This window comes from Pseudomonas qingdaonensis (assembly GCF_018398475.1).
Classification (GTDB): Bacteria; Pseudomonadota; Gammaproteobacteria; order Pseudomonadales; family Pseudomonadaceae; genus Aquipseudomonas; species Aquipseudomonas palmensis.
Map to the genome: position 1 here is coordinate 2,456,766 of NZ_CP074676.1, position 25,958 is coordinate 2,482,723.

22 protein-coding genes are annotated in these 25,958 nt (G+C 66.4%); 17 read left to right on the forward strand and 5 right to left on the reverse strand.

What is annotated here, in order from left to right:
• The first annotated feature begins 19 nt into the window (after nucleotides 1-19).
• From KH389_RS11270 to KH389_RS11310, 9 genes are all read left to right on the forward strand, one after another.
• On the forward strand, nucleotides 20-769 hold the full coding sequence (locus tag KH389_RS11270) for an SDR family NAD(P)-dependent oxidoreductase (RefSeq protein ID WP_043864056.1): 750 nt from the start codon (nucleotides 20-22) through the stop codon (nucleotides 767-769).
• A complete protein-coding gene (locus KH389_RS11275) occupies nucleotides 762-1,520 on the forward strand; it encodes an SDR family oxidoreductase (protein WP_078481155.1) in 759 nt (252 codons plus the stop codon). The genes KH389_RS11270 and KH389_RS11275 overlap by 8 nt, the downstream gene beginning before the upstream one ends.
• Nucleotides 1,521-1,680: 160 nt before the next feature.
• The gene (locus tag KH389_RS11280; protein WP_213607361.1) at nucleotides 1,681-3,756 is read left to right on the forward strand and encodes a hydantoinase/oxoprolinase family protein; all 2,076 of its coding nucleotides are present in this window, start codon (nucleotides 1,681-1,683) and stop codon (nucleotides 3,754-3,756) included.
• Between the two features lie 40 nt (nucleotides 3,757-3,796).
• On the forward strand, nucleotides 3,797-5,449 hold the full coding sequence (locus KH389_RS11285) for a hydantoinase B/oxoprolinase family protein (RefSeq protein ID WP_236171901.1): 1,653 nt from the start codon (nucleotides 3,797-3,799) through the stop codon (nucleotides 5,447-5,449).
• 3 nt (nucleotides 5,450-5,452) lie between these two features.
• The gene (locus tag KH389_RS11290; RefSeq protein ID WP_213607362.1) at nucleotides 5,453-6,655 is read left to right on the forward strand and encodes an aminotransferase class I/II-fold pyridoxal phosphate-dependent enzyme; all 1,203 of its coding nucleotides are present in this window, start codon (nucleotides 5,453-5,455) and stop codon (nucleotides 6,653-6,655) included.
• A gap of 33 nt (nucleotides 6,656-6,688) precedes the next feature.
• Entirely contained in the window at nucleotides 6,689-7,501 is an 813-nt protein-coding gene (locus KH389_RS11295; RefSeq protein ID WP_213607363.1) for an NAD-dependent epimerase/dehydratase family protein, read from the forward strand.
• A gap of 33 nt (nucleotides 7,502-7,534) precedes the next feature.
• A complete protein-coding gene (locus KH389_RS11300) occupies nucleotides 7,535-8,731 on the forward strand; it encodes an NAD(P)/FAD-dependent oxidoreductase (RefSeq protein WP_196932844.1) in 1,197 nt (398 codons plus the stop codon).
• Nucleotides 8,732-8,758: 27 nt separating this feature from the next.
• A complete protein-coding gene (locus tag KH389_RS11305; RefSeq protein WP_244988702.1) occupies nucleotides 8,759-10,444 on the forward strand; it encodes a thiamine pyrophosphate-binding protein in 1,686 nt (561 codons plus the stop codon).
• Nucleotides 10,445-10,508: 64 nt separating this feature from the next.
• Entirely contained in the window at nucleotides 10,509-11,960 is a 1,452-nt protein-coding gene (locus KH389_RS11310; protein ID WP_043864048.1) for an NAD-dependent succinate-semialdehyde dehydrogenase, read from the forward strand.
• A 27-nt stretch (nucleotides 11,961-11,987) separates the two neighbouring features.
• On the opposite strand, the gene KH389_RS11315 is transcribed toward KH389_RS11310, so the two are convergent.
• Nucleotides 11,988-12,713, reverse strand: a complete 726-nt coding sequence (locus KH389_RS11315; RefSeq protein WP_043864047.1) for a FadR/GntR family transcriptional regulator — start codon at nucleotides 12,711-12,713, stop codon at nucleotides 11,988-11,990.
• A gap of 363 nt (nucleotides 12,714-13,076) precedes the next feature.
• Here KH389_RS11315 and KH389_RS11320 point away from each other — a divergent pair, with 363 nt between their 5' ends.
• The 5 genes from KH389_RS11320 to KH389_RS11340 all read left to right on the forward strand — a co-directional run bounded on the left by KH389_RS11320 (nucleotide 13,077) and on the right by KH389_RS11340 (nucleotide 18,050).
• On the forward strand, nucleotides 13,077-14,225 hold the full coding sequence (locus KH389_RS11320) for a branched-chain amino acid ABC transporter substrate-binding protein (protein WP_052504315.1): 1,149 nt from the start codon (nucleotides 13,077-13,079) through the stop codon (nucleotides 14,223-14,225).
• A 143-nt stretch (nucleotides 14,226-14,368) separates the two neighbouring features.
• Nucleotides 14,369-15,307 carry a branched-chain amino acid ABC transporter permease gene (locus KH389_RS11325; RefSeq protein WP_043864046.1) on the forward strand — a complete coding sequence of 313 codons (939 nt, stop codon included), beginning with the start codon at nucleotides 14,369-14,371 and terminating at the stop codon, nucleotides 15,305-15,307.
• 12 nt (nucleotides 15,308-15,319) lie between these two features.
• Nucleotides 15,320-16,561 (forward strand): ABC transporter permease subunit, encoded by a 1,242-nt coding sequence (locus KH389_RS11330; protein ID WP_043864045.1) that lies wholly within the window; start codon nucleotides 15,320-15,322, stop codon nucleotides 16,559-16,561.
• Entirely contained in the window at nucleotides 16,558-17,331 is a 774-nt protein-coding gene (locus KH389_RS11335) for an ABC transporter ATP-binding protein (protein WP_043864044.1), read from the forward strand. The genes KH389_RS11330 and KH389_RS11335 overlap by 4 nt, the downstream gene beginning before the upstream one ends.
• A 2-nt stretch (nucleotides 17,332-17,333) precedes the next feature.
• Nucleotides 17,334-18,050, forward strand: a complete 717-nt coding sequence (locus KH389_RS11340) for an ABC transporter ATP-binding protein (RefSeq protein WP_088514428.1) — start codon at nucleotides 17,334-17,336, stop codon at nucleotides 18,048-18,050.
• Between the two features lie 7 nt (nucleotides 18,051-18,057).
• Here the strand turns inward: KH389_RS11340 and KH389_RS11345 are convergent, their stop codons facing one another.
• Both KH389_RS11345 and KH389_RS11350 read right to left on the reverse strand, forming a co-directional pair.
• Nucleotides 18,058-18,732 carry an SOS response-associated peptidase gene (locus KH389_RS11345; RefSeq protein ID WP_213607365.1) on the reverse strand — a complete coding sequence of 225 codons (675 nt, stop codon included), beginning with the start codon at nucleotides 18,730-18,732 and terminating at the stop codon, nucleotides 18,058-18,060.
• A gap of 92 nt (nucleotides 18,733-18,824) precedes the next feature.
• Complete coding sequence (locus KH389_RS11350) at nucleotides 18,825-20,009, reverse strand: acyl-CoA dehydrogenase family protein (RefSeq protein WP_100632636.1); 1,185 nt, start codon at nucleotides 20,007-20,009, stop codon at nucleotides 18,825-18,827.
• Between the two features lie 246 nt (nucleotides 20,010-20,255).
• Here KH389_RS11350 and KH389_RS11355 point away from each other — a divergent pair, with 246 nt between their 5' ends.
• Both KH389_RS11355 and KH389_RS11360 read left to right on the forward strand, forming a co-directional pair.
• Nucleotides 20,256-21,221 carry an ABC transporter substrate-binding protein gene (locus KH389_RS11355; RefSeq protein ID WP_058540331.1) on the forward strand — a complete coding sequence of 322 codons (966 nt, stop codon included), beginning with the start codon at nucleotides 20,256-20,258 and terminating at the stop codon, nucleotides 21,219-21,221.
• Nucleotides 21,222-21,235: 14 nt separating this feature from the next.
• Entirely contained in the window at nucleotides 21,236-22,198 is a 963-nt protein-coding gene (locus KH389_RS11360) for an aliphatic sulfonate ABC transporter substrate-binding protein (RefSeq protein ID WP_043864039.1), read from the forward strand.
• Between the two features lie 191 nt (nucleotides 22,199-22,389).
• Here the strand turns inward: KH389_RS11360 and KH389_RS11365 are convergent, their stop codons facing one another.
• Both KH389_RS11365 and KH389_RS11370 read right to left on the reverse strand, forming a co-directional pair.
• Entirely contained in the window at nucleotides 22,390-23,973 is a 1,584-nt protein-coding gene (locus KH389_RS11365; protein ID WP_213607366.1) for a rhodanese-related sulfurtransferase, read from the reverse strand.
• The gene (locus KH389_RS11370; RefSeq protein WP_088514431.1) at nucleotides 23,970-24,578 is read right to left on the reverse strand and encodes a cysteine dioxygenase family protein; all 609 of its coding nucleotides are present in this window, start codon (nucleotides 24,576-24,578) and stop codon (nucleotides 23,970-23,972) included. The genes KH389_RS11365 and KH389_RS11370 overlap by 4 nt, the downstream gene beginning before the upstream one ends.
• A 253-nt stretch (nucleotides 24,579-24,831) precedes the next feature.
• Between KH389_RS11370 and KH389_RS11375 the strand changes: the two genes are divergently transcribed.
• The gene (locus tag KH389_RS11375) at nucleotides 24,832-25,914 is read left to right on the forward strand and encodes an LLM class flavin-dependent oxidoreductase (RefSeq protein WP_213607367.1); all 1,083 of its coding nucleotides are present in this window, start codon (nucleotides 24,832-24,834) and stop codon (nucleotides 25,912-25,914) included.
• Nucleotides 25,915-25,958: the final 44 nt, after the last annotated feature.

Sequence of the window (25,958 nt, forward strand, 5' to 3'; positions counted from 1 at the left end):
CTAATGCGCGGAGGTGGTTATGGAAGGTCAGACGGTCGTAATCGTTGGCGGGGCTTCGGGTTTGGGCCTGGAGACCGCCAGGTTGATGGTCAAGCGTGGGGCACGAAAAATCGGCTTGATCGATCGCAATGAGCAGTTGATGGCCGAGGCGGCAAGCACCTTGCGCGCCCTGGATTGCGAGGTGGCCACGGCGGCGGCGGACATTTCGCGCCAGGCCAGCGCCCATGCAGCCTTCGGGCAGGTCGTCGAGGCACTGGGGCGGGTGCACTGCCTGGTCAACAGCGCGGCGATCTACCCGCGCCAGGACATCTTCGAGATCACCGACGAAGAGTGGGACCTGGAAAACGCGGTCAACATCAAGGGCACCTACCACATGATGGTCGCCGCCGTGCGCCACATGCAGGGCTTCGTCGCGGCGCCGCAGGTGACCGGGCGCATCGTCAACGTGACCTCGGTGGACGCCTTCAAGGCGCACCCGCAGAACGCCCACTATGCCGCCACCAAGGCGGCGGTGGTGAGCCTGACCAAATCCTTCGCCCAGGCCTGTGCCAAGGACCAGATCCTGGTCAACTCGGTGGCGCCGGCCGGCTTTGCCACCGAGCGCGCCCGCCAGCTGGGTTTTCTCGGCGAGCTGGCCGCCGCCAACCCGCTGGGCCGCGCGGCGGAACCTGCGGAGATCGCCGAATGGATCGTGATGATGGGCAGCAGCCGCAACAGCTATGCCACGGGTGAGAACGTGATTGTCAGCGGGGGTTACATCTATGCCTGAAGCAGCCGCATTACCGGCCTCCTACCGCTGTGCACTGGTGACCGGTGCCACCAGCGGCATCGGCAAGGCCATCGTGCTGGCCCTGCGCGATGCCGGCCTGCAGGTGATTGCCGTGGGCCGCAGCCGTGAGGCGCTGCAGGCGTTGGGCCAGGAGCAGGGCGTGGTGACGGTGGAGGCCGACGTGCGCCAGGCCGACGCCTTTGCCCAGGTGCTGAGCCAGTACCCGGTGGACGTGTTGGTCAACAATGCCGGGGTGCTGTCGAGCCGCGCCGCGTTCCAGGACATGGACCCGGCCGAGATCGACACCATGCTCGACATCAACCTCAAGGCGCCCCTGCACCTGACCCGTCAGGTGCTGCCGGGCATGGTGCAGCGCGGCCATGGCCACCTGTTCTTCATCGGCTCGAGTGCCGGGCGTGCGCCGCACCCCGGGGCGGCGGTGTATGGTTCGTCGAAGGCCGGCATCAGCCTGTTCTGCGACGCGCTGCGCTGCGATCTGCTGGGCAGCGGGGTGCGGGTGACCGAAATCGCCCCGGGTCGCGTGCAGACCCAGCTGTACCGCACCGCCATGGGCATGCAGGCCGCGGGCAGCGAGCTGTATGACGGCTACGCCTCGATCATGCCCGAGGACATCGCCCAGCTGCTGCTGGCGGCCTTGCGCCTGCCCGAGCAGGTGGACGTTTCGCGTCTGGAGGTGTTCCCCACGGCCCAGGCCGTGGGCGGCGCGCGGATGGTCAAGACGCTCGGCTGAGGCAGGCGGTGCCGGTGCGCACGGCGCATCGGCACGCCAGCCCGGGCGAGGGTGGAAAAGCGTGGTGTTAGTGCTTGACCACCTGTAAGACAACATATAACTTACATTAAGCCCGCCAACCAGTCGGGTGTGACAAGCACAAGAATTCAGGGGAACGACGATGACTGCTACAGCATGCCGAGTCGGCGTGGACATAGGTGGGACCTTTACGGATATCGCGCTGGATGTCGGCGGGGTGTTGCACTCGACCAAGATTCTGACGGACTACGCATTGCCCGAGCGTGCGATCCTCACGGGTGTGCAGGCGGTCGTCGACGCGGCAGGCCTGAAGCTGTCGGATATCGAGCAGCTGATCCACGGCACCACCCTGGCCACCAATGCCCTGATCGAGCGCCGCGGCGCCCGCACTGCGTTCATCACCACCGAAGGTTTTCGCGACACGCTGGAGATGCGCACCGAAAACCGCTTCGAGCAGTACGACATCAACATTGCGCTGCCACCGCCGCTGATCGAGCGCGAGCACCGCTACACGCTGCGCGAGCGCCTGGACGTACGCGGCAACGTGCTGATCGCCCCGCAACAGGCCGATATCGACGCGCTGGTGCAGCGCATCGGCGAGGGCGACTACCAGAGCGTGGCCATCGGCCTGATCCACAGCTACATCAATGGTGCCCACGAGCGCCTGTTGCGCGACGCCCTGCAGGCACGCCTGCCACACCTGTCGATTTCGATCTCCAGCGAAGTCTCGCCGCAGATGCGCGAGTTCGAACGCTTCAACACCGTGTGCGCCAACGCCTACGTCAAACCCCTGATCAAGTCGTACCTGGACCGCCTGGTGATCACCCTCAAGGCCGCCGGCGCCGATTGCCCGGTGTTCATGATCCATTCCGGCGGCGGCATCATCTCGGTGCAGAGCGCCGCCGAGTTTCCGGTGCGCCTGGTGGAGTCGGGCCCGGCGGGCGGGGCGATCTTCGCCGCCGACATTGCGCGCAAATACGCGCTCGACGCGGTGGTGTCGTTCGACATGGGCGGCACCACGGCCAAGATCTGCCTGATCGAGAACCAGGTGCCCAAGACCGCCAAGACCTTCGAAGTGGCGCGCACCTACCGCTTCAAGAAGGGCAGCGGCATGCCGATTTCCATCCCGGTGGTGGAGATGGTCGAGATCGGCGCCGGCGGCGGTTCCATCGCCAGCATCGACAGCATGCGCCAGATTCGTGTGGGCCCGCACAGCGCGGCGTCCGAGCCGGGCCCGGCCTGCTATGACCGCGGTGGCCTTGAGCCGACCATCACCGATGCCAACCTGCTGCTGGGCCGCCTGGATGCCGACAATTTCGCCGGCGGCGCGCTGCGCCTGTCGGTCGACAACGCCGCCGGCGCGGTGGACCGGGTGATCGGCCAGCCGCTGGGCATGGACCCGCGCACCGCCGCCTTCGGCATCTGCGAAGTGGTCGACGAGAACATGGCCAACGCCGGCCGGGTGCACGCGGTGGAGAGCGGCAAGGACATTGCCGACTACACCATGATCACCTTTGGTGGCGGTGGCCCGCTGCACGCTGCGCGTCTGTGCGAAAAGATGGGTGTGTCGCGCTTTCTGGTGCCGGCCGGCGCCGGGGTAGGGTCGGCCATCGGTTTTCTGCGTGCGCCGTTCGGCTATGAAGCGGTACGCAGCGCCTTCGTGCGCCTGGCCGAGTTCGAGGCGGGGCAGGTCAATGCACTGATCGACGACATGAAGGCCGAGGCCCTGGGCTTCCTGCGCCAGGGCATGCCCGAGGGCGAGCCGGAGATGGAGTGCACCGCGTTCATGCGCTACGTCGGCCAGGGCTGGGAGATCCCCGTGAGCCTGCCGTTCAAGGCTTTCAGCAACAGCGACACGGCGCAGTTCAAGACGCTGTTCGAGGCGGCCTACACGGTGTTCTTCGGCCGCCCGATCGAAGGCCCGGACGTGGAGATCGTCAGCTGGTCGGTCAAGGCCAGTTCGCCCTTGCCGCCCGTGGCGCTGGCCAGCCAGGTCAAGGCCTCGCACCGCGCCCACGAAGTGGCGCGTCGCCAGGTGTTCGACGTGGTCGCCGGCGGTTTCGTCGATGCCGGCATCTACCAGCGCGAAGCGCTGCAGGCCGGTGCGCGCATCGATGGCCCGGCGATCATCGCCGAGCGCGAAACCTCGACCTTCGTGTCGTCCTCGTTCACCGCCACGGTTCAGCCCGACGGCTGCCTGCTGGTCGTCCGGCGCTAAGCCGCATTCGTTTGGAAGGCGATAACCCATGAGCGAAACAATGATCGATATTCAAATGCAGGTGATGTGGAACCGCCTGGTGTCGGTGGTCGAAGAACAGGCCCTGACCCTGATCCGCACCGCATTCTCCACCAGCGTGCGCGAAGCCGGCGACCTCTCGGCCGGGGTGTTCGACCGCGCCGGCAACATGCTGGCCCAGGCAGTCACCGGCACCCCCGGCCACGTCAACACCATGGCCGAGGCGGTGGTGCACTTCATCAACGACATCGGCCCGGACAACATCTTCGAAGGCGACGTGTACGTCACCAACGACCCGTGGAAGGGCACCGGGCACCTGCACGACATCACCATCGTCTCGCCCTCGTTCTACAAGGGCCGGCTGATCGGCTACTTCGCCAGTACCGCCCACGTGGTGGACATCGGCGGGCGCGGTTTCGGCCCGGATGCCCGCGAGGTTTACGAGGAAGGCCTGTTCATCCCGATCATGAAGCTGTTCGAGCGCGGCCAGGTGAACCGCGACCTGATCAACATCCTGCGCAACAACGTACGCGAGAACGACCGCGTGGTCGGCGACTTCTACGCACTGTCGGCCTGCAACGAGACCGGGCACAAACGCCTGCTGAGCATGCTCGACGAGTTTGCCCTGGACGACCTGGAGCACATCGGCGGGTTCATCCTGGAGCACAGCCGCCGCGCCACCCTGGAATGCTTCAAGTCGCTGCCCCATGGCACCTACCACAACAGCATGACCCTGGACGGCTACGACGTGCCGGTGACGCTGGCGGTGACCCTGACAGTGGGCCCGGACGGCATTCTCACCGACTTCAGCGGCACCTCGGGCATGAGCCAGTTCGGCATCAACGTGCCGCTGGGCTACGCCAAGGCCTATGCCTGCTACGGGCTCAAGTGCATCGTGGCGCCGGAGATCCCCAACAACAGCGCCTCGCTGGAGCCTTTTGCGGTCACTGCGCCCGAAGGCTGCATTCTCAATGCCAAGCACCCGGCGCCGGTATCGGTACGCCATGTACTGGGCCACTTCGTGCCCGACCTGGTGCTGGGTGCGCTGCACAAGTGCCTGCCCGGCCAGGTGCCGGCCGAGGGCGCCAGCGCACTGTGGAACCTGCACCTGAGCGTGCGTCCGCTGGACAGCAACCCGACCGGGCGCAACGCCGAGATGCTGATGTTCAACAGCGGCGGCATGGGCGCGCGCTCCGGCATGGACGGCCTGAGCGCCACCGCGTTCCCCAGCGGCGTGCACACCATGCCGGTGGAAGCCACCGAACAGGCCGGCCCGGTGGTGGTGTGGCGCAAGGAACTGCGCGAAGGCTCCGGCGGTGCCGGCCTGCTGCGCGGCGGCCTGGGCCAGGAAATCGAGGTGTCGGCCGCCGAAGGCTACAGCTTCCGCTTCAGCGCCATGTTCGACCGCATCCAGTACCCGGCGCGTGGGCTCGAGGGGGGCAAGGAGGGGGCCCAGGGCTACGTGGGCCTGGACGACGGCACCCTGCTGCGCGGCAAGGGCCAGCAGTTCGTGCCGGCCGATCGGCGCCTGGTGCTGCGCCTGCCGGGTGGCGGCGGTTACGGCGACCCGCGCCAGCGGCCACGCCACGAGGTGGCGCGCGACCTGCGCTTTGGCTACATCAGTGCCAGCCAGGCACGCGACGACTACGCCTTCGAACCCGGCCAGGAGGGCTGACCCATGGACTTTCAGAGTGCCCGTGTGCGGGCGGTGAAAAGCTCGCCGAGCATGGCGGTATCGGTGCTGGCCAAGCAGATGCTGGCCAAGGGCGAGCCGGTGATCAACCTGAGCCTGGGCGAACCGGACTTCAACACCCCGGCCCACGTGATCGAGGCCGCGCACCAGGCGATGCTCGAGGGCAACAACCACTACACCGCGCCCAATGGCCTGGAGGTGCTGCGCCAGGCCATCGTCGACAAGTTCGAGCGGGAAAACGGCCTGCGCTACGCACTGGACGAAATCTGCGTGGGCAATGGCGCCAAACAACTGTTGTTCAATGCGTTTCTCGCCACCCTGGAGCAGGGCGATGAAGTGCTCACGCCAGCGCCGTACTGGGTGTCGTACACCGACATGGCGATGCTCAACGGCGGCGTGCCGAAGGTGGTGCCGTGCGGCGCCGAACACGGCTTCAAGCTGGATGCCGCGCGCCTTGAGGCCGCCATCACCCCGCGTACCCGCTGGCTGATGCTGAACTCGCCGAACAACCCCTGCGGGGCGATCTACAGCCGTGAAGAGTTCGCGGCCCTGGGCGCCGTGCTGGAGCGCCACCCCCGGGTGCTGGTGATCTCCGACGAGATCTACGAGCACATCGTGCTGGGCAGGCAGCCGTTCGTGTCGTTCGTCAGCGCCTGCCCACACCTGCGCGAGCGCACCCTGCTGATCAACGGCGTGTCCAAGGCCTACGCCATGACCGGCTACCGCCTGGGCTATGCGGCCGGGCCACGCGAGCTGATCGTGGCAATGAACAAGACCCAGTCGCAGACCACCACCTGCCCGTCGACCATTTCGCAACTGGCGGCTGCTGCGGCGCTCAACGGCCCGCAGGATTTCGTGCGCCAGGCCAATCGCGAGTACCAGGCCCGAGGGGCGTTGGTGGTCGAGGACCTGGCGGCCATCGAGGGGTTGAGCCTGCAGATGCCCGAGGGCGCGTTCTATGCCTTCCCGCAGTGCGCCGCGTTCATCGGCAGGCGTACGCCGGACGGGCAGGTGATCGAAACCGACGCCGACCTTGCCAGCTACCTGCTGCGGGTGGGCAAGGTGGCCACGGTGCCGGGCTCGGCCTTTGGCCTCGAACCCTACATTCGCCTGTCGTTCGCCACCTCACGCCAGGAGCTGGAGCAGGCCCTGGGGCAGCTGCGCGATGCGTTCGCGGCGCTGGCCTAGTAACGACAAACCGACTTTCACGAGGTTTCAAGCATGAGCAAGCCGTTCAAACGTTTGTTGATCACCGGTGCAGCCGGCCGCCTGGGCAGCGTGTTGCGCAAGCACATGCAGGCCTTTGCCGACGAGCTGCGCCTGACCGATATCGCCGACATGGGCAGCGCCGCGCCGCACGAAGAACTGGTGCGCTGCGACCTGGGCAACCTGGCCGATGTGCTGCCGCTGGCCGAGGGCGTGGATGCCATCATCCATGCCGGCGGCGTGCCGGTGGAGGACACCTTCGCGGCGATCCTCAACGGCAACATCGTGGGCACCTACAACATCTATGAAGCGGCGCGCCAGCATGGCGTCAAGCGCGTGATCTACACCAGTTCCAACCACGCCATCGGCTTCTATGACCGCACCGAAACCATCGACGCCAGCGCAGCGCACCGCCCCGACAGCCTGTACGGGGTGAGCAAGTGCTTTGCCGAGGACCTGGGCCGCTACTACTGGGACAAGTTCGCCATCGAGTCGGTGAACCTGCGCATCGGCTCCTCGTTCCCCGAGCCGCTGGACCGGCGCATGCTCGCCACCTGGCTGTCGTTCGCCGACTTCGCGCAGCTGTGCGAGCGCTCGCTGCTGGCGCCACGGGTCGGCCACATGATCGTGTACGGCATGTCCGACAACCGCGAAACCCTGTGGGACAACCGCCTGGCGTCCTCCCTCGGCTACGTGCCCAGGGACAGCGCCGACGACTACCGCGAGAAGGTCATGGCCGAGCACCCGCCGCTGGACCCGAACGAGCCGGCGGCGCGCTACCACGGCGGCAACTTCGCCGGCGCCGGCCACTTCGAAGACCCGAAATGACCTTTTCCGAGCACTTTTGAAGAGACCCCAGCCATGGCTTCGACAGCAACAAAGCAGCATTACGATGTGGTGATCGTCGGCGGTGCGGTGAATGGCAGCGCCACCGCGTATTTTCTGGCCAGCAACCCGGACTTCACCGGCTCGGTGCTGGTGGTGGAGCGCGACTGGACCTATGCCCAATCGGCCACGGCGTTGTCCAGCAGCTCGATCCGGGTGCAGTTCTCCAACCCGATCAACATCCAGATCTCGCGCTTTGGCGCGCAGTTCATCCGCGACTTCCCCGAACTGATGGCGGTCAATGGCGACAGACCCGACCTGGCCTTCAAGGAGAACGGCTACCTGTTCCTGGCCGACCAGAAAGGCTTCGACGTGCTCAAGCGTCTGCACCAGACCCAACTGGACAACGGTGCCGACGTCACGTTGCTGGACACCGAGGCGCTGATCCGCCGCTTCCCGTGGGTCAACCCCGACAGCCTGGCCGGCGGCACCTATGGCGAGAAGGACGAGGGCTGGTTCGACAACTACGGGATCATGAACGGCTTTCGCAAAAAGGCCCGCAGCCTGGGCGTGGAGTATGTCGAGAACGAAGTGGTCCAGGTGCTGCGCGAGGGTGATGTGATCACCGGTGTGCGCCTGGGCGATGGCCAGTTGATCGGCTGTGGCCAGCTGGTCAACACCGCCGGCACCCGTGGACGCCAGGTGGCGCGCCTGGCCGGGCTGGACATACCGGTGGAGGCGCGGCGCCGTTCGCTGTTCGTGTTCGACTGCCATACGCCGCTGCCCGGTACCGTGCCGCTGACCATCGACCCCACCGGGGTGTTCTTCCGCCCCGAAGGCCACCTGTACCTGGGCGGCACCTACCCACGCCACGACCCGGAGGTGGATTTCAGCGACTTCGACGTGATGCACGACGAGTTCGAGGAAGAGGTGTGGCCGGTGCTGGCCGAGCGTGTGCCGGCGTTCGAGGCGATCAAGGTGGTCAACTCCTGGGCCGGGCACTACGACTTCTGCGTGCTCGACCACAACGCCATCGTCGGCCCCCATGACCAGGTGCGCAACTTCCTGTTCTGCAACGGTTTCAGTGGCCACGGCCTGCAGCAGGCACCGGCCATCGGCCGCGGCCTGAGCGAGCTGATCATCTACGGGGGCTACCGCACCCTGGACCTGAGTGCCCTGAGTTATCAACGGGTGATCGAGAACCGTCCTTTCCTGGAAGACTCGGTCATCTGACCGCGCCGCCTGATGGAGAACAACAAGATGAACACTGACAACAACGGGCTGCGCACGGGCGGGCAGGTGCTGGTCGATGCCTTGCGCATCAATGGCGTGGAACGCGCGTTCTGCGTGCCCGGCGAGAGCTACCTGGCGGTGCTCGATGCCTTGCACGATGCCAGGGACGACATCGAGCTGATCGTGTGCCGCCAGGAGGGCGGCGCCGCCTACATGGCCGAAGCCTACGGCAAGCTCACCGGCAAGCCGGGTATCTGCTTCGTCACCCGCGGCCCGGGGGCGACCAATGCCTCGGTCGGCGTGCACACCGCCTTCCAGGACTCCACGCCGATGATCCTGTTCATCGGCCAGGTGGCCCGCGACCAGGTGGAGCGCGAAGCCTTCCAGGAGATCGACTACCGCCGCATGTTCGGCCAGATGGCCAAGTGGGTGGTGGAGGTCGACGATGCCGCGCGCCTGCCCGAGCTTCTCAGCCAGGCGTTCCACCGCGCCACCAACGGCCGCCCCGGCCCGGTGGTGGTGGCCCTGCCCGAAGACATGCTGACGGATCGGGTGGCAGTGGCCGATGCCGGCCCGGCCCGGCGGATCGAAGCGGCGGCGGCATCTGCCGACCTGCAGCGCCTGCAGGCTCTGCTGGGCGAGGCACAGCGCCCGTTGGTGGTGCTGGGCGGTGGCGGCTGGACCGCCGCGGCGGTGGCCGATGCGCGGCGCTTCATCCAGGCCCAGAACCTGCCTGTGGCGGCCTCGTTCCGCTGCCAGGACCTGTTCGACAACACCTTGCCCCAGTACGCCGGCGACCTGGGCCTTGCCGCCGGCTCCGAGCTGGTGGAGGCGGTGAAAAGCAGTGACCTGCTGCTGGTGATCGGTGCACGCCTGGGCGAGATGAGCACCGGCGGCTATGCCCTGGTGGACATTCCGGTGCCCAGGCAGGCGCTGGTGCACATTCACCCCGGCATCGAGGAACTGGGCCGGGTGTACCAGCCGACCCTGGCGATCAACGCCGGCATGCCGACCATCGCCGCGCAACTGGCGGCGCTGGCGCCGGTCAAGCCGCAGGCATTCGCCGAGTGGGTACAGCGCCTGAACCGCGGCTACCGGGCCAACTTCGAATGCCCGCGTTCGCCCGGCGCGGTGCAGATGAGCGAGGTGATCGCCTGGCTCAACCAGCACCTGGCCGCCGACAGCATCATCACCTGCGGTGCCGGCAACTACACCGGCTGGGTGCACCGCGGCTACCAGCACCAGGCGTTTCGCACCTTGCTGGGGCCCACCAACGGCTCGATGGGCTATGGCGTGCCGGCGGCGATTGCGGCCAAGCTCACCGCGCCGCAGCGCAGCGTGGTGGCGTTCGCCGGTGATGGCTGCTTTCTGATGAACGGCCAGGAGCTGGCCACTGCCGCGCACTATGACGCCCGGGTCATCGTGGTGGTGGTGAACAACGGCATGTACGGCACCATCCGCATGCACCAGGAGCGCAGCTACCCGGGGCGGGTGTCGGGTACCGACCTGCACAACCCCGACTTCGCCGCGCTGGCACGGGCCTATGGCCTGCATGCCGAAACGGTGAGCGCCACCGAGCAGTTCGCGGGTGCGTTCGAGCGTTGCGAGGCGTCGGGCAAGCCGGCGCTGATCGAGGTGCAGATCGACCCTGAGGCGCTGACCCCGCGCATGACCCTCAGCCAGATCCGCGAAAAGGCCCTGGCGTCGCGTTGACCCTCCAGGCGGGGGCAGGGTCTGCCTCCCGCCGTTTCCTTCATTCCCCTGCGAGCCCATCAGCATGAACCTTGCCGATCCTGATCTGCTGCGTGAACGTTGCTATATCGATGGAACCTGGGTGGGCGCCGACAGCGCCCGCAGCATTGACGTGACCAACCCGGCCACCGGCCAACGCCTGGGTGGCGTGCCGCGCATGGGCGCCGACGAAACCCGTCGCGCCGTGCTCGCCGCCCAGGCGGCGCTGCCGGCCTGGCGCGCCCTCACCGCGAAGGAACGCGCCAGCCGCTTGCAGGCGTGGTTTCGCGAAATTCTCCTGCACCAGGAAGACCTGGCGCGCATCATGACCGCCGAGCAGGGCAAGCCCCTGGCCGAGGCCCGTGGCGAGATCGCCTTCGCCGCAGCCTATGTGGAGTTCTATGCCGAGGAGGGCAAGCGCCTGTATGGCGACGTGATCCCCTCGCCGCAGGCCGACCGGCGCCTGCTGGTGACCAAGGAGCCGATTGGCGTGTGCGCGGCGATCACGCCGTGGAACTTCCCGGCGGCGATGATCACGCGCAAGGCCGCCCCGGCCCTGGCGGCCGGGTGCACGCTGGTGCTCAAGCCCGCCTCGCAGACCCCGTTCAGCGCCCTGGCGCTGTGCGTGCTGGCCGAACGCGCCGGCATACCGCGTGGCGTGCTCAACGTGGTGACCGGCGACTCGGCCGCCATCGGTGGCGAACTGACCGCCAACCCGGTGGTGCGCAAGCTGTCGTTCACCGGCTCCACGCCCATCGGCATCCAGTTGCTGCAGCAAAGCGCGGCCACGGTGAAGAAGGTGACCCTGGAGCTGGGCGGCAACGCACCCTTCATCGTGTTCGACGACGCGGACCTTGAAGCGGCGGTGGAGGGCGCACTGGTGGCCAAGTTCCGCAACAGCGGGCAGACCTGCGTGTGCGCCAATCGCTTCTACATCCAGGACGGCATCTACGAGCGCTTTGTCGAGCGTTTTGCCCAGCGGGTCGGCGAGCTGGTGGTGGGCGAGGGCAGCCAGGCCGGCACCACCGTCGGCCCGCTGATCGATGCCAAGGCCGTGGCCGGGGTCGAGGCGATGGTGAGCGACGCACTGGAGGGCGGTGCGCGACTGGTCGCCGGTGGCCGGCGCCACCCCCTTGGCGAGGCGTTCTACCAGCCCACCGTGCTGGCCGAGGTGACACCGGACATGCGCGTGGCCCGCGAGGAGATTTTCGGGCCGGTGGCGCCGCTGTTTCGCTTTCACAGCGAAGAACAGGTCATCGCCCAGGCCAATGCCACCGAGTTCGGCCTGGCCTGCTACCTGTATGCACGGGATGTGGGGCGGATCTGGCGGGTCTCGGAGGCCCTGGAGTACGGCATGGTCGGCGTCAATGTCGGCGTGCTGGCCACCGAGGTCGCACCGTTTGGCGGTGTGAAGTCATCGGGACTGGGGCGCGAAGGCTCGCGCTACGGGATCGAGGATTACCTCGAGATCAAGTACGTGTGCCTGGGCCTGGGCTGACCCGCGAGGGCAGGGCGACAGCGCCGCTCAGTCGCCGCTGTCGACCAGGCGCTGGTAACGCGACAGGCTTTCTTCCAGGTGCTTGCGCACCGCCGAACGGGCGGCGTTGACGTCGCCCATGCTGATGGCCGAGAGAATCGCGCCGTGTTCGCGGCCGATCTTCTTGATGTGCGCCAGGCGGTTCTTGCCGGTGGACTGGCCGTGCTTGAGGTTGAGGTCGAAGATGATGTCCGGGCCCAGGGCTTCGAGCAGCTGCGGGAAGTGCGGGTTGTTGGTGGCGCGGGCAATCGCCAGGTGGAACTCGAAGTCGGCACGGGCCTCTTCCTCGAGGTTGGAGCCATCCAGCGCGTTGAAGCGGTCGAAGGCCTCGGTGATCTGCGCCACGCTGGTGGGGCTGCGGCGCTCGGCGGCACGCGCGACCGACTCGGTCTCGATGCCCAGGCGCAGTTCCAGCACGTGGGCGGCGGCGCGCACGTCATCGACTGCGGTGCTCAGGGCAAAGCCCAGGCGCTTGACGTCCTGCTCGACCACGAACACGCCTACACCCTGGCGGGCGATCAGCCGACCGCCCAGACGCAACGAGGCCACGGCCTCGCGAATCACAGGGCGGCTGACGCCGAATTCCTTGCACAGCTCCTGTTCGGACGGAAGCTTCTGCCCCGGCCCGTATGTGCCATTGTCGATCCGGTTGGACAGCTCGTGGATCACTGTCTCCGCCAGATTGGCCCTGCGCGTTCCAAACGACGCATTCATAGTTGTGTAGCTCCTGAAACTGATGTGCTCATCACGATGGATTGAATGGTTGAACAGGTTGGCGCATCCGTCAAACGCGATCTGCGTCGATTTCAACCGACCCGCTAAAAACCCGAAGTAGCGGCGAAAATGTAGCCATATGTTATCAAACAACTGACTTGTTATGGTGCAAGCGCCTGATTCTACTGCAATCCCATGCCTCGTTAAGGTGCATGGATCAAGGCGTGCGTGGCTTTTGTCAGCATTTTCATTTTCCTCAAGCATACACCCATTGACAGTTGCCTGCTGACTGTTATCTTACAAGTGCGCCGGCGAGGTTGGCCAGGCGTGTGCAGTTCGTCCAATGATTACTGGGAGCTGAGAATGAATAAGAACAACCGGGGTTTGACCGCCCTTGCTGCACTGATGGCAACACTGATAGGGGCTGGCACGGCGAACGCGGCGGACACCCAGCTGGTACGGATCGGCTTTGCCGGCCCGCTGACCGGGCCCTCTGCACACCAGGGGCTGGATGTGGAACATGGCGTGAGCATCGCCATCGAAGAGGCCAACCAGCAGCAGTTGAAGCTGGGCGACAAGGTGGCCCAGTTCAAGCTGGTGTCCGAGGACGATGTGGCCGACCCGCGTACCGGTACCGCCGTGGCGCAACGCCTGGTGGATTCGAAGGTGGCGGTGGTGATCGGGCACTACAACTCGGGCACCAGCATCCCGGCCTCGAAGATCTACGCCGATGCCGGCATCCCGCAGATCTCGCCGTCGGCGACCAACCCGGCGCTGACCCGCCAGGGCATCAAGACCGTGTTTCGCGTGGTCAACGACGACGCCACCCTCGGCCGCTATGCCGGCAACTACCTGGTCAAGACCCTGCAGGCCCAGCGCATCGCGATCTTCGACGACCGCACCGCCTACGGCCAGGGCCTGGCCGACGAAGTGACCAAGGCGGTCAAGGCCGCCGGTGGCAACGTGGTGGTACGCGAATACACCAACGACAAGTCCACCGACTTCAATGCCATCCTCACCACCGCCAAGTCGCAGAAGGTCGATGCGGTGTTCTTCGCCGCCCTCGACTACCAGGCCGCCCCCATGGCCAAGCAGATGAAGAACCTGGGCCTGAAGGCCAGGTTCATGAACATCGGCAACCTGCCCAACGACGAGTTCAAGAAGATGGCCGGCAGCGCCGCCGAGGGCGTGTACGCCTGGAACTACGGCACCCCGTTGCTGGAGATGCCCAAGGGCGCGGCGTTCGAGCAGAAGCTCAAGGCCAAGTTCGGCACGGGCGTGGTGCAGTCCTCGCCGGCGGCGTACGACGCCACCTGGGCGGCGATCACCGCCATGGTCAAGGCGCAGTCGGCCGACCCTGCCGTGTACCTGCCGGTACTCAAGAGCGAAAGCTACGAGGGCGTCACCGGCACCATCGCATTCGATGAATTCGGCAACCTGAAAAGCCCGGCCGCCACGGTGTTCCAGTTTGCCGACGGCGGCTGGAAAACCCTCTCGGTCGAGCGCGACTGAGCCGTTGCTCTACCTCGAATAACAAGCGGGCCGCCCGGCTCGCAACAATAAGAAGCGTTCATTTCTGACCTGCCAGGCATGCCGCCGCGTCGCTGTTGCCAGCGCACGCGGTGAGCGACAACGCAGTTTTGAGGATTCAGCTCGTGGAAGGCAATTTCGATATCTTGTTGCAGCAGGTCCTCAACGGCCTGGTGCTGGGCAGCATCTATGCCCTGGTAGCCCTGGGCTACACCATGGTCTACGGCATCATCGGCCTGATCAACTTCGCCCACGGCGAGGTGGTGATGGTGGGCGCCATGGTGACCATCTCGGTGCTGAGCATGCTCGCGGGCATGGGCTTTGCGCCCGGCATCCTGACCCTGCTGCTGGCGATCATGGTGGCGGCGGCGGTGTGCATGCTGATGGCCCAGGGCATGGAGAAGTTCGCCTACCGGCCCTTGCGCAAGGCCCCGCGCCTGACCCCGCTGATCCTCGCGATCGGCATCTCGATCGCCTTGCAGAACCTGGCGATGATGATCTGGGGGCGTGGCTACAAGACCTTCCCCGAAGTGGTCGAAACCCGCCCGATCGAGGTGTTCGGCGCCACCGTCACCAACGTGCAGATGAGCATCATGATCATTTCGGTGGTGATCATGCTGGGGCTGTGGCTGCTGGTCGACAAGACCCGCCTGGGCAAGGCCATGCGCGCCACCGCGCAGAACCAGGAAGTGGCCGGGCTGATGGGCATCAACATCAACCGGGTGATTTCCGCGACCTTCCTGATCGGTGCCGGGCTTGGCGCCATCGCCGGGGTGATGCGCGCGGTCAACTACGGCCAGGCCGACGCCTACATGGGCCTGCTGCTGGGGCTCAAGGCCTTCTCGGCGGCGGTGCTGGGCGGCATCGGCAACCTGTTCGGGGCCATGGCCGGCGGGCTGCTGCTGGGCCTGATCGAGTCGCTGGCCGCCGGCTACACCGGCCACCTCACCGGGGGCTTCCTGGGCGCCAACTACCAGGACATCTTCGCGTTCGCCGTGCTCATTCTGGTGCTGCTGTTCCGACCCAACGGCCTGATGGGCGAACGCCAGGCCGACCGGGCCTAGGAGGCAACGCACATGAAAAACCAAACCGCACAGTACCTGCTGCTGATCCTGGCGTTCGTGGCCTTGCCCTTCGTCGTCGACAGCATTCCGTTCCTGGGGCCCACCTGGGTACGCATCCTCGGCTTTGCCATGCTCTACGTGCTGCTGGCACTGGGCCTGAACATCGTGATCGGCTACGCCGGCCTGCTCGACATGGGCTACATCGGCTTCTACGCCATCGGCGCCTACCTGTACGCCTTGCTGGCCTCGCCGCATCTGAACATGGCCGGCCTGGTGGACGGCGTGCTGAACTGGCCGCTGTGGGTGATCATCCCGCTGGCGGCGATTGCCGCAGCCATCTGCGGGGTGCTGATCGGCGCCCCGGTGCTCAAGCTGCGCGGTGACTACCTGGCCATCGTGACCCTGGGCTTTGGCGAGATCATCCGCATCTTCATGAACAACCTCGACCAGCCGGTGAACATCACCAACGGGCCGCAGGGCATCAGCAACATCGCACCCTTGCACATCGACGGTGGGGCCTGGTCGCATGCCGCAGGGCAGGCGCCCGAGGCGCTGCTGTCGCTGCAGACCTCATGGAGCCTGTTCGGGCTCAAGGTCACCCCGGTGATCAGCTACTACCTGTTCTTCCTGGTGGTGGTGATCTTCGCCATCGTGCTGTCCAAGCGCCTCGAAGTCTCGCGCATCGGGCGGGCCTGGATGGCCCTGCGCGAGGACGAGGTGGCGGCCGAGGCCATGGGCCTGAACAAGCGCAACCTCAAGCTGCTGGCATTTGCCATGGGCGCGACCTTTGGCGGGGTGTCCGGGGTGCTGTTTTCCAGCTACCAGGGCTTCGTCAGCCCCGAGTCATTCACCCTGATGGAGTCGATCATGGTGCTGGCGATGGTGGTGCTCGGCGGCATGGGCTCGATTCGCGGCGTGGTGCTGGGGGCGTTGATCCTGTCGGTGATGCCCGAGGTGTTCCGCGACCTGGTCAACTGGATACAGCCGTTCGTGATGGACAACGTGACCTTCGTCAGCCGCGAGGTGCTGCGCAACGTGCTGGATGCCTCGACCCTGCGCATGCTGGTGTTCGGCCTGGCGCTGATTCTGGTGATGCGCTACCGGCCCGAGGGCCTGTGGCCGTCCAACCGGCGCCGCGCCGAGCTGCATGACGGCGACCCCGAGCCCACCCCGGCGGCGACCGCGCTGAGCACCACGGTGCCCGCGAGCACGCCGGCCTTCGATCACCCGGCCCAACAGGCGGACAAGGTATGAGCGACGTATTACTGGAGCTGCGTTCGGTCAGCAAGTTCTTTGGCGGCCTGCAGGCCCTGCACGGCATCGACCTGTCGATCCGGCGCGGCGAGATCCGCGGCCTGCTGGGCCCCAACGGCGCGGGCAAGACCACCCTGTTCAACGTGCTTACCGGGCTGTACCGGGCCGAAGAGGGCAAGGTCGAGTTCGACGGCAAGCCGCTGAACATCAGCAAGCCGCACAAGGTGGTGGAGGCAGGTATCTCGCGCACCTTCCAGAACATCCGGCTGTTCCACAACATGACCGCGCTGGAAAACGTGATGATCGGTCGCCATGTACGCACCCGCTGCGGGGTGTTCGGGGCCGTGTTCCGCACCCCGGCCTGCGTGCGCGAAGAGCGCGAGATTCGCCAGGCTGCGCGGCACTGGCTGGCCTACGTGGGCATCGCGCACCTGGCCGGGGAGCTGGCCAAGAACCTGTCCTACGGCGACCAGCGGCGTCTGGAAATTGCCCGCTCGCTGGCCACCGAACCCTTGCTGATTGCCCTGGACGAACCGGCGGCCGGCATGAACGCCTCCGAGACCGAAGGCCTGCGCCAGCTGATGTGCAAGATGAAGGCCGACGGCAAGACGGTGCTGCTGATCGAGCATGACGTGAAGCTGGTGATGGGCTTGTGCGATCACGTCACCGTGCTGGAATTCGGCAGGAAGATCGCCGATGGCCTGCCGGCCGATGTGCAAAGGGACCCTCGGGTAATCGAGGCCTATCTGGGTTCGGAGGCGGTGGCCTGAACATGAAGAACATTCTTGAAGTACGCGACCTGCAGGTGTCCTACGGGGCCATCCAGGCGATCAAGGGCATCGACCTGCACATCCGCGAGGGCGAAATGGTCGCGCTGATCGGCGCCAACGGCGCCGGCAAGACCACCACCCTCAAGACCCTGGCCGGCCTGCTCAGCCCGGTGGCCGGGCAGATCACCTTCGATGGCAAGGCGCATGCGGCGATCAAGAGCTACGACCTGATCCGCCAGGGCCTGGCGCTGGTGCCGGAAGGCCGCGGAATCTTCCCCAAGCTGACGGTGTACGAGAACCTGGAGATGGGCGCGTTCTCGCGAACCGACGGCAAGGACGCGATCCAGGCCGATATCGAACGCATGTTCGGCATCTTCCCGCGGCTCAAGGAGCGCGCCTTTCAACTGGCCGGCACCATGTCGGGCGGGGAGCAGCAGATGCTGGCGATTTCCCGGGCATTGATGGGCAGGCCCAAGCTGCTGTTGCTCGACGAGCCGTCGATGGGCCTGGCGCCGATCATCGTGCAGAAGATCTTCGAAACCATCGTCGAGGTGGTCAAGGGTGGCGTGACCCTGCTGCTGGTGGAGCAGAACGCCAGGCTTGCCTTGCAGACCTGCCAGCGCGCCTATGTGATCGATGGCGGGCGCATCGCGCTGGAAGGCCAGGCCAGCGACCTGCTGCACAACGAGCAGGTGCAGAAGGCGTATCTGGGCGAGTAGGCGCCGTTCAGGGGTGCCGGCGCTGCACCAGGTCCGGGCCCTGGTTGCGACTGTTGCCCACGGCGCTGTCCACGGGGTACCACTCGAACACCTGGGCGGGCTCGGCGAGGTCCAGCAGCAGCTGTTCGGCGTATGCCTTGGAGGTGGCGGGGTCCAGCCAGTGGCGTGCCGCATCTGCAGCCAGCACCACCGGGCGCCGGTCATGCACATCCAGCAGGCCGCCCTGGCTGTCGGCCGTGATGATCACGCAGCCGTCCTGTTCGCCGGGTGGGTCGCCCAGCTGGCCGATGGCCGCGCACAGGGCAGGGCGTCCATCGCGGCGGCGGATCAGGTAGGGCTGCTTCTTAGGCCCGCCTTCATCGACCCATTCGAACCAGTTGTCGACCGGCACGATCAGCCGGTGCGGCCAGATGGCGCGAAAGAACGGGCCGTGGGCCACCTTCTCGACGCGGGCATTGATCGGTGCCGGCTTGTCCTGCGCCCAGTGTGGCCGCCAGCCCCAGCGCAGCAGGTCGGCGTGCAGGGTGTCATGCTGCAGGCCGAGTACCGCCAGCTGGGTGGTGGGGGCCACGTTGTAGTGCCCAAGCGGCGCATCGCCCACGCGGTTGACCAGTGGGTTGGGCATGCTCAGGGCGTCCACGAACTCGTGGATGCCGTGGTACTGGCTCAGTCGTCCGCACATGTGCACCTCCGCCGGCAGGCCTGTTTGAGCATAGGCCGATTTGGAGGGTGGCGGTGCGTGGCCGGTCGGCCGCTGTCAGCCGGGGGCGAGGGTCACGGCGCTTCCTGGCTCAGCGCCGAGCGCCCGGCACTGTGGAACACCACGTCATCCTGCGGGGTGTGGATGCGGCTGCACAGCACGTTGCGGTAGTGCCGCTCCAGCGGGTTGTGCCGCGAAAGCCCTGGGTTGCCGCTGGCCTCGATGGCCAGCTCCACGGCCTGGATGGCGTTGTGCGTGACCAGTTGCTTGAGCTGCCCGGCGTGCTGCGCGGTGACCTGGCCGCTGGCCGCGGAGTCGAGCAGGTTGCGGTTGGCGAACAGCAGGGTATCGATGCGCCCGACCCGCTCCTGAAAGCGCGGCAGGCTGGCCAGCGGCTGGCCGAGGTTGGACGGCACCCGCTCGCGCAGGAAGCTCACCAGCCAGTCGCGTGCGGCCTGGGCCACGCCGTCGTAGAGGCTGGCCAGCAGCACCGCCATCCACAGCTGAGCTTCGCCATCGAGCTCGGCGCGCGGTGCGCTGGCCGGGCTGACGGCCACGGCGTGCTCCAGCGGCAGCAGCACATCGTCGAACTCGACGCGGTGGCTGCAGGTGGCACGCATGCCCAGGTGATCCCACTCATCGACGATGCGGATGCCGGGGCTGTCCTTGTGCACCAGAAAGCCGCCCACCAGCGGGTCGGCATCGTCGCTGCGCGCCCACACCAGGTACCAGCTCAGGCCGTGGCTGCCGGTGGAGTAGAGCTTGGTGCCGGACAGGCGCCAGCCTTCGGCGGTACGCCGCGCGAGGGTCGCGGGCAGGCCGCCACGGGCCGGGGTGCCCAGCTCGGGTTCGACCCTGAAGGCATTGATCAGCGCGCCGTGCTCCACCGCTTCGCGGGCCAGGCGCTGGCGCAGCGACAGCGGCCAGCGCTGGTCGTCCTGCAGGCGCACGTGCTGCAGGTACTGCATGACCAGAATCAGTGCGGTGGAGGGCTCGCCCTTGGCCACGGCGGCCACCACCTTGCGCGCGGTGGCGAGGTCGGCACCGGCACCCCCCAGCTCGCGCGGCACGGTGAGCGCGAGCAGGCCATGGCGTTGCAGCAGGGCAAAGTTGGCGGCGGGGAAGGCACCGCTGCGGTCCACCTCGGCGGCGCTGGCGGCCAGCTCGCGGGTCAGGGTAAACAGCAGTGGGTCCAGGTCGGCCAGGGCAGGGGCCGACTCGATCGAACGGTACGGCGCGGCAATAGAAGACAGGCTCATCAGGCACTCATCGCAGAAAATCCAGGGAGCACCCGGGGGTGCCGTCGTCCCGCCCCGAGTTGTGTGTGCAGATCGGCGGGCTTATGACCGTATGCGTTAAATTTTCTGATGTAAAATTCTTTATGGTTATAAGCTAATGGCGATAATTAAACGTTATTTGCATATTAGGATATTCATAAAATGCACTTCACTGATTTATGACGAGCCGGTAGAGTCGCTCTACAATCGCCTTCAGGAGTGCACTGCATGCCACCCATTTCACGACTTCTCGCCCTCGCTGGCGCCTTGCTGCTGGCCGGGCAGGTGCTGGCCGAACCGCGTATCGAACTGCGCATCGGCGACCAGAAGGGCAACATGCGTGCCCAGCTGGAGGCCGCCGACGGGCTGCGCGACCTGCCGTATGACATCAAGTGGGCGGAGTTTCCGGCTGCCGCGCCGTTGGCCGAGGCGCTCAATGCCGGCGCGGTGGACGCCGGCATCATCGGTGATGCGCCGCTGCTGTTCGCCCTGGCGTCCGGCGCGCAGGTCAAGGCGATTGCCGTGGACAAGTCCGACGCCTATGGCACGGCGGTGCTGGTGGACCCCGGGTCGGCGCTGCACGCGGCGGCCGACCTCAAGGGCAAGCGCATCGCCACCGGGCGCGGCTCGATTGGCCATTACGTGGCGCTCAAGGCGCTGGCCAGCGCGGGGCTGAGCGAGAAGGACGTCGAGTTCCGCTTCCTTGGCCCGGTGGATGCCAGGATGGCCCTGGCCAACGGTTCGGTGGATGCCTGGGCGACGTGGGAGCCCTACACCGCGCTGGCCGAAACCACTGGCCAGGGCCGGGTGCTGGTCAATGGTCGCGGCTTGTCCAGTGGCAACAGCTTTCTGGCGGCGACCGACAAGGCGTTGGCCGACCCGGCCCGACGCGCGGCCCTGCAGGACTACCTGGCGCGCCTGGCCAAGGCCCAGGTGTGGGCCAACCAGAACCTGGACAGCTACTCCAAGACCCTGGCGCAGATCATCGGCTTCCCGCAGGACGCGGCCCGGCTGCAGTTCGAGCGTCGCCAGTTGCGCTGGCAGGTCGTGGACGCCGGCACCATCGCCGAGCAGCAGGAAACCGCCGACTTCTACCAGGCCCACGGCCTGATTGCCCAACGTCTGGACGTGGCGCCGACCTTTGCCGGCGGCTTCGTGCTGCCCGCCAGCGTCGCCGTGACCCAGGCCCACTGACAGGAGCTGACCCCATGCAACCGTTCAAACGTCTGCGACAACTGGCCATCGGCGCGCTGCTTGGCGCCAGCCTGGTCGGTAGCGCCAGCGCGGGGCAAACCCTGCGCATCGGTTACCAGAAATCCTCGACGCTGCTGATTCTGCTCAAGGCCCAGGGTACGTTGGAGCAGCAGCTGGCGCAGCAGGGCATACAGGTCAGCTGGCATGAGTTCGCCAGCGGCCTGCCGCTGCTGGAGGCCTTGAACCTGGGCAATGTCGATGTGTCGGCGGATGTGGCCGACACCGTGCCGGTGTTCGCCCAGGCGGCGGGGGCGCGGCTGACCTATTTTGCCCGCGAGACACCATCGCCGCTGGCCCAGGCCATTCTGGTGCCGGCGGATTCGCCGCTGCACAGCCTGGCGGACCTCAAGGGCAAGAAGGTGGCGGTGACCAAGGCCGCGGGGAGCCATTACCTGTTGATACAGGCCCTGGCCAGGGCCGGGTTGACCTTCAGCGATATCCAGCCGGCCTACCTGATCCCGGCCGATGGCCGTGCGGCGTTCGAGAACCGCAAGGTCGATGCCTGGGTCACCTGGGACCCGTTCGTGGCCAGCGCCCAGCGCCAGCAGCATGCGCGGGTGCTGAGCGACGGGCAGGGGCTGGCCAGTTACCAGCGTTACTACCTGGCGGGCAGCGATTACGCCAAGGCGCATCCGCAGGTGCTTGAAACCGTGTTCGGTGCGTTGCAGAAGGCGGGGCAGTGGACCAAGGCCAACCCCACGCAGGCGGCGCAGGTGCTGGGGCCGTTGTGGGGCAACCTGGATGTGGCCACGGTGGAGCAGGCCAATGCGCGGCGCAGTTACGACGTGCAGTTGGTGAAGCCGGAGCATCTGGCCGAACAGCAGCAGATTGCCGATGTGTTCTTTGCCCAGGGCCTGTTGCCGCGCAAGGTGGATGCGGCGGCGGTGTCGTTGTTCGAGCCGGTGGCAGGGCGCTGATTGCGGCTCGGCGGGTGGGGGCTGCCTGATCCACGGTGGGTTCAGGTTGTACGAGCGCTTCGCGCTCGATTCGCCGGCAAGGCCGGCGCCTACTGTGCTTGTGCCCGACGCAAGCAGGAGCGGGCCTTGCCCGCACCTGCGTATGCGGCCTGTCGGCCAGGGGCAGACCTGATACGGTCTGCTCAGGAGGTTCAGATCACCCGGAACCCATGGGTGCCATCACGCCCCAGCTGCGCCACCAACCCGAACTCCCAATCCAGGTACCCCTGCATCGCCTCACGCGGGTTGTCGGTGCCTTCATACGGCCGGCGGTAACGGTCGCTGCGCGGCACCGCCAGGTGCGTCTCGCCCGACTCCAGCGGCCGCCCCTCGGCAATCCAGCGGCCCGTACCACCCTCCAGCACGAACACCGGCACTCGGGTCAGGCGTTGCAGGTCCTGCGCCGCGAACCGCGCCAGCAAGCTGCTGCCGCAGGTCAGCACGTAACGTCCCGCCACCGGCAAGCGCTCCAGTGCCTGCTCCAGCTGTGCCCTGATCGCCCAGTGCGCACCCGGTATGTGCCGCTGCACGTAATTGGCACTGGTGGTGAAGTCGAGCAGCACCGTGTCGGCGTCGGCCTGCCACTGCACCAACTGCTCGGGGTCGATGGTCGAAGGCTGCGGCAACGCCGGCAACGGCGGCTGCCAATCACCCGTTTCGCTGAAGTCGCCTGCGCCCAAGCCATCGAGCACCGCCACCTCCCAGCCCATCTGCGCCAACCACGACGCACTCATGTTGGCACGCACGCCATCGTCATCGATCAGCACGATGCGCGCCCCGCGCACACTGGCCACATGGTCGGTTTCCTGCACCAGCTGACCACCCGGCGTCGAGCGGCTGCCTGGCAGGTGGCCCCGGGCAAATTCCTCGGGGGTGCGCACATCGAACACATAAGTGCTGCGATCGGCCTGGGCGCGCCACGCCGCCAGCGTCTGGCTGTCCGCACGCACGACGCCGGCCTTGTCGGCAACGGCGCGGGCCTGTTCGGCGGCGCGCTGCCGGTTGGCCGGGCTCACGTCGCCAAAGCGCCGCGATTGGCCATGGGCCAGGGTCTGCCCCGCCAATGTCCAGCCAATGGTGCCGTTGCGCAAAGCCGATACCGGGTTGGGAATGCCGGCGTTGACCAGCGACTGGGTGCCGATGATGCTGCGGGTGCGCCCGGCGCAATTGACGATCACGCGGGTGGCCGGGTTCGGTGCCAGCTCGGCTACCCGCAGCACCAGTTCGGCACCCGGCACGCTGATGCCGCCCGGAATGCTCATAGTCTGGTATTCGTCGAAGCGACGCGCATCCAGCACCACCACGTCGGCCTTTTCGTTCAGCAGCGCGTGCACTTCTTCGGCCGCCAGCGAAGGGGTGTGGCGCTGGCTTTCCACCAGTTCGCCAAACGCCTTGCTCGGTACGTTCACATCCTGGAACAGCTCGCCGCCGGCCTCGCGCCAGCCGGCCAGGCCGCCTTCGAGCAGGGCCACGTCGCTGTAGCCAAGTTGACCCAGGCGCTGGAGCGCAATCTGCGCCAGGCCCTCGCCATCGTCATACACGGTGATCGGTGTATCGCGCCGGGGCACTCGCGCGTAGATTTCGATTTCAAGCCTGGACAGCGGGATGTTGGCCGCGAACAGCGGATGTTCCACGGCGAAGGGCGCTTCTTCGCGCACATCGATCAGGGCCAGTTCATGCCTGGCCAGCAAGTGCTGGCGCAGGTGGGCGTAGGTGCGGGTGGTCGGGGTGCTCATGGCGCAAGGTTCTCTTTTGACAGGTCCCACAGATTGGGCAGTTGGGTGTTGGAATAACCGGAGATGAAGGGTTTCTCGCTGCCGTCGGCCAGGTACACGGCACGCCTGACCGCGCCGATGTTGGCGCCGTACACGTGGATGCTGATCGACACCTGGTCGTCGAAGGCATTGCTGACCTGATGGATGTCGCCGATGCGCGGCGACACCGCCTCGACCTGGCCGCGCTCGAGGCGCACCGGGCTGCCGGACGGCAGCAGCGCGCCGTGCTCGCTGCGGGCAAAACCCTGGGCGTATTCGGCGCCGCGCAGCATGCCGATCAGGCCCCATACCCGGTGGTCGTGGACCGGCGTGGTCTGCCCCGGCCCCCACACGAAGCTGACGATGGAGAAGCGCTGGCGCGAATCGCAGTGCAGCAGGTACTGCTGATAGCGTTCGGGGCTGGGCTGGGCCAGCTCTGGCGGCAGCCAGTCGTCATGGGCCACCAGTTGCTGCAACAGGCGCTGGCCATCATCGAGAAGGGCCGCTTCATCGGTTTCTCGGTCGAGCAGGCTGGCCAGTTCGTCGATGAACTGACGCAAGCGGTCCAGGCGAAGGGGGTCGGTCATGGTCGGGGCTCTGGCTACGGTTTCGAATCACCCTAGCAACCGCCTGATGATTCTCAAAATTCAAATTGAGCATAAGCTAATATGCGCAAAGTGAATTTTAAAGTCATTTCGTTATAAATCATTTTTTATATTAGGTTATGCCTAAAATGAATTTCACAAGGGGTGGCGGGCTCGGTAGCTTATAAGCGTTCGTTTTGAAGAAAGAACCTTCTATAACCAATAAGCTTTCTTCGCCCTCTTCAAGGAGCCCCCCATGAGCGTTCAATTCATCGGCATGATCGGCCACCGCCTGTCTTCGGAGACCCTCGATCCGGCTGGCCCGATCTTCGACAAGGCGTACATCACCCGTTTTGCCCAGGTGCACGAGCAGGCAGGCTTCGACCGGATTCTGGTGGGCTACTGGTCGGATCAGCCCGACGGCTTTCTGGTCACGGCCCTGGCCGGGCTGGCGGCGCCGCGTATCGGCTTTCTGCTGGCGCATCGCCCCGGCTTCGTGGCGCCGACCCTGGCCGCGCGCAAGCTGGCAACCCTCGATCACCTGCTCGACGGACGCCTGGCGCTGCACGTGATCAGTGGCGGCAATGACGGCGAGCAACGCAAGGACGGCGACTACCTCGACCACGACCAACGCTATGCGCGCAGCGACGAGTTTCTGGAGGTGGTGCGCAAGGTCTGGACCGAAGACACCCCCTTCGATCATCACGGCACCTTCTACCAGGCGCAGAACGCCTTCTCCGCCATCAAGCCTGTGCAAAAGCCGCACGTGCCGGTGTTCTTCGGTGGTTCTTCGGCGGCGGCCCTGGAAGTGGCCGGCAAGCATGCCGATGTGTTCGCGCTGTGGGGCGAGTCGCTGGAGCAGACCCGCGAAACCATTCAGGCAGTACGTGCCCAGGCGGCCTTGCACGGGCGCCAGGTGCAGTTCAGCGTGTCGTTCCGGCCGATCATCGCCGATACCGAAGCTGCGGCCTGGGCCAAGGCCGATGCCATTCTCGATACCGCTCGCCAGCGCCTGGAGCGCGCCGGCCCGGTGGTGGCCAACAAGCCGCAGAGCGTCGGTGCGCAGCGCCTGCTGGACACCGTGGCGCAAGGCGAGCGCGTGGATGAGCGCCTGTGGACCGGTATGGCTGCACTGGTTGGCGGTGGGCACAACTCCACCGCGCTGGTGGGAACCCCCGAGCAGGTGGCCGATGCCTTGCTGGCGTACTACGACCTGGGCGTGACCACCTTTCTGATTCGCGGGTTCGACCCGATCAACGACGCCGCCGACTACGGCCGCGAGCTGATCCCGCTGACCCACGCCAAGGTCGCGGCGCGCCAGGCACAACGCAGCGCCTGAACGGCGCAGCAACCCCAACCCCACCCCGAGACCGCACGCGCGGA

Coding starts and splice junctions, on each gene's coding strand:
- KH389_RS11270 (WP_043864056.1), top strand. CDS start 20: ATGGAAGGTCAGACGGTCGTAATCGTTGGCGGGGCTTCGGGTTTGGGC.
- KH389_RS11330 (WP_043864045.1), top strand. CDS start 15,320: ATGAAAAACCAAACCGCACAGTACCTGCTGCTGATCCTGGCGTTCGTG.
- KH389_RS11295 (WP_213607363.1), top strand. CDS start 6,689: ATGAGCAAGCCGTTCAAACGTTTGTTGATCACCGGTGCAGCCGGCCGC.
- KH389_RS11350 (WP_100632636.1), bottom strand. CDS start 20,009: ATGAGCCTGTCTTCTATTGCCGCGCCGTACCGTTCGATCGAGTCGGCC.
- KH389_RS11305 (WP_244988702.1), top strand. CDS start 8,759: ATGAACACTGACAACAACGGGCTGCGCACGGGCGGGCAGGTGCTGGTC.
- KH389_RS11315 (WP_043864047.1), bottom strand. CDS start 12,713: ATGAATGCGTCGTTTGGAACGCGCAGGGCCAATCTGGCGGAGACAGTG.
- KH389_RS11285 (WP_236171901.1), top strand. CDS start 3,797: ATGATCGATATTCAAATGCAGGTGATGTGGAACCGCCTGGTGTCGGTG.
- KH389_RS11375 (WP_213607367.1), top strand. CDS start 24,832: ATGAGCGTTCAATTCATCGGCATGATCGGCCACCGCCTGTCTTCGGAG.
- KH389_RS11300 (WP_196932844.1), top strand. CDS start 7,535: ATGGCTTCGACAGCAACAAAGCAGCATTACGATGTGGTGATCGTCGGC.
- KH389_RS11370 (WP_088514431.1), bottom strand. CDS start 24,578: ATGACCGACCCCCTTCGCCTGGACCGCTTGCGTCAGTTCATCGACGAA.
- KH389_RS11360 (WP_043864039.1), top strand. CDS start 21,236: ATGCAACCGTTCAAACGTCTGCGACAACTGGCCATCGGCGCGCTGCTT.
- KH389_RS11290 (WP_213607362.1), top strand. CDS start 5,453: ATGGACTTTCAGAGTGCCCGTGTGCGGGCGGTGAAAAGCTCGCCGAGC.
- KH389_RS11335 (WP_043864044.1), top strand. CDS start 16,558: ATGAGCGACGTATTACTGGAGCTGCGTTCGGTCAGCAAGTTCTTTGGC.
- KH389_RS11340 (WP_088514428.1), top strand. CDS start 17,334: ATGAAGAACATTCTTGAAGTACGCGACCTGCAGGTGTCCTACGGGGCC.
- KH389_RS11280 (WP_213607361.1), top strand. CDS start 1,681: ATGACTGCTACAGCATGCCGAGTCGGCGTGGACATAGGTGGGACCTTT.
- KH389_RS11275 (WP_078481155.1), top strand. CDS start 762: ATGCCTGAAGCAGCCGCATTACCGGCCTCCTACCGCTGTGCACTGGTG.
- KH389_RS11320 (WP_052504315.1), top strand. CDS start 13,077: ATGAATAAGAACAACCGGGGTTTGACCGCCCTTGCTGCACTGATGGCA.
- KH389_RS11355 (WP_058540331.1), top strand. CDS start 20,256: ATGCCACCCATTTCACGACTTCTCGCCCTCGCTGGCGCCTTGCTGCTG.
- KH389_RS11310 (WP_043864048.1), top strand. CDS start 10,509: ATGAACCTTGCCGATCCTGATCTGCTGCGTGAACGTTGCTATATCGAT.
- KH389_RS11345 (WP_213607365.1), bottom strand. CDS start 18,732: ATGTGCGGACGACTGAGCCAGTACCACGGCATCCACGAGTTCGTGGAC.
- KH389_RS11365 (WP_213607366.1), bottom strand. CDS start 23,973: ATGAGCACCCCGACCACCCGCACCTACGCCCACCTGCGCCAGCACTTG.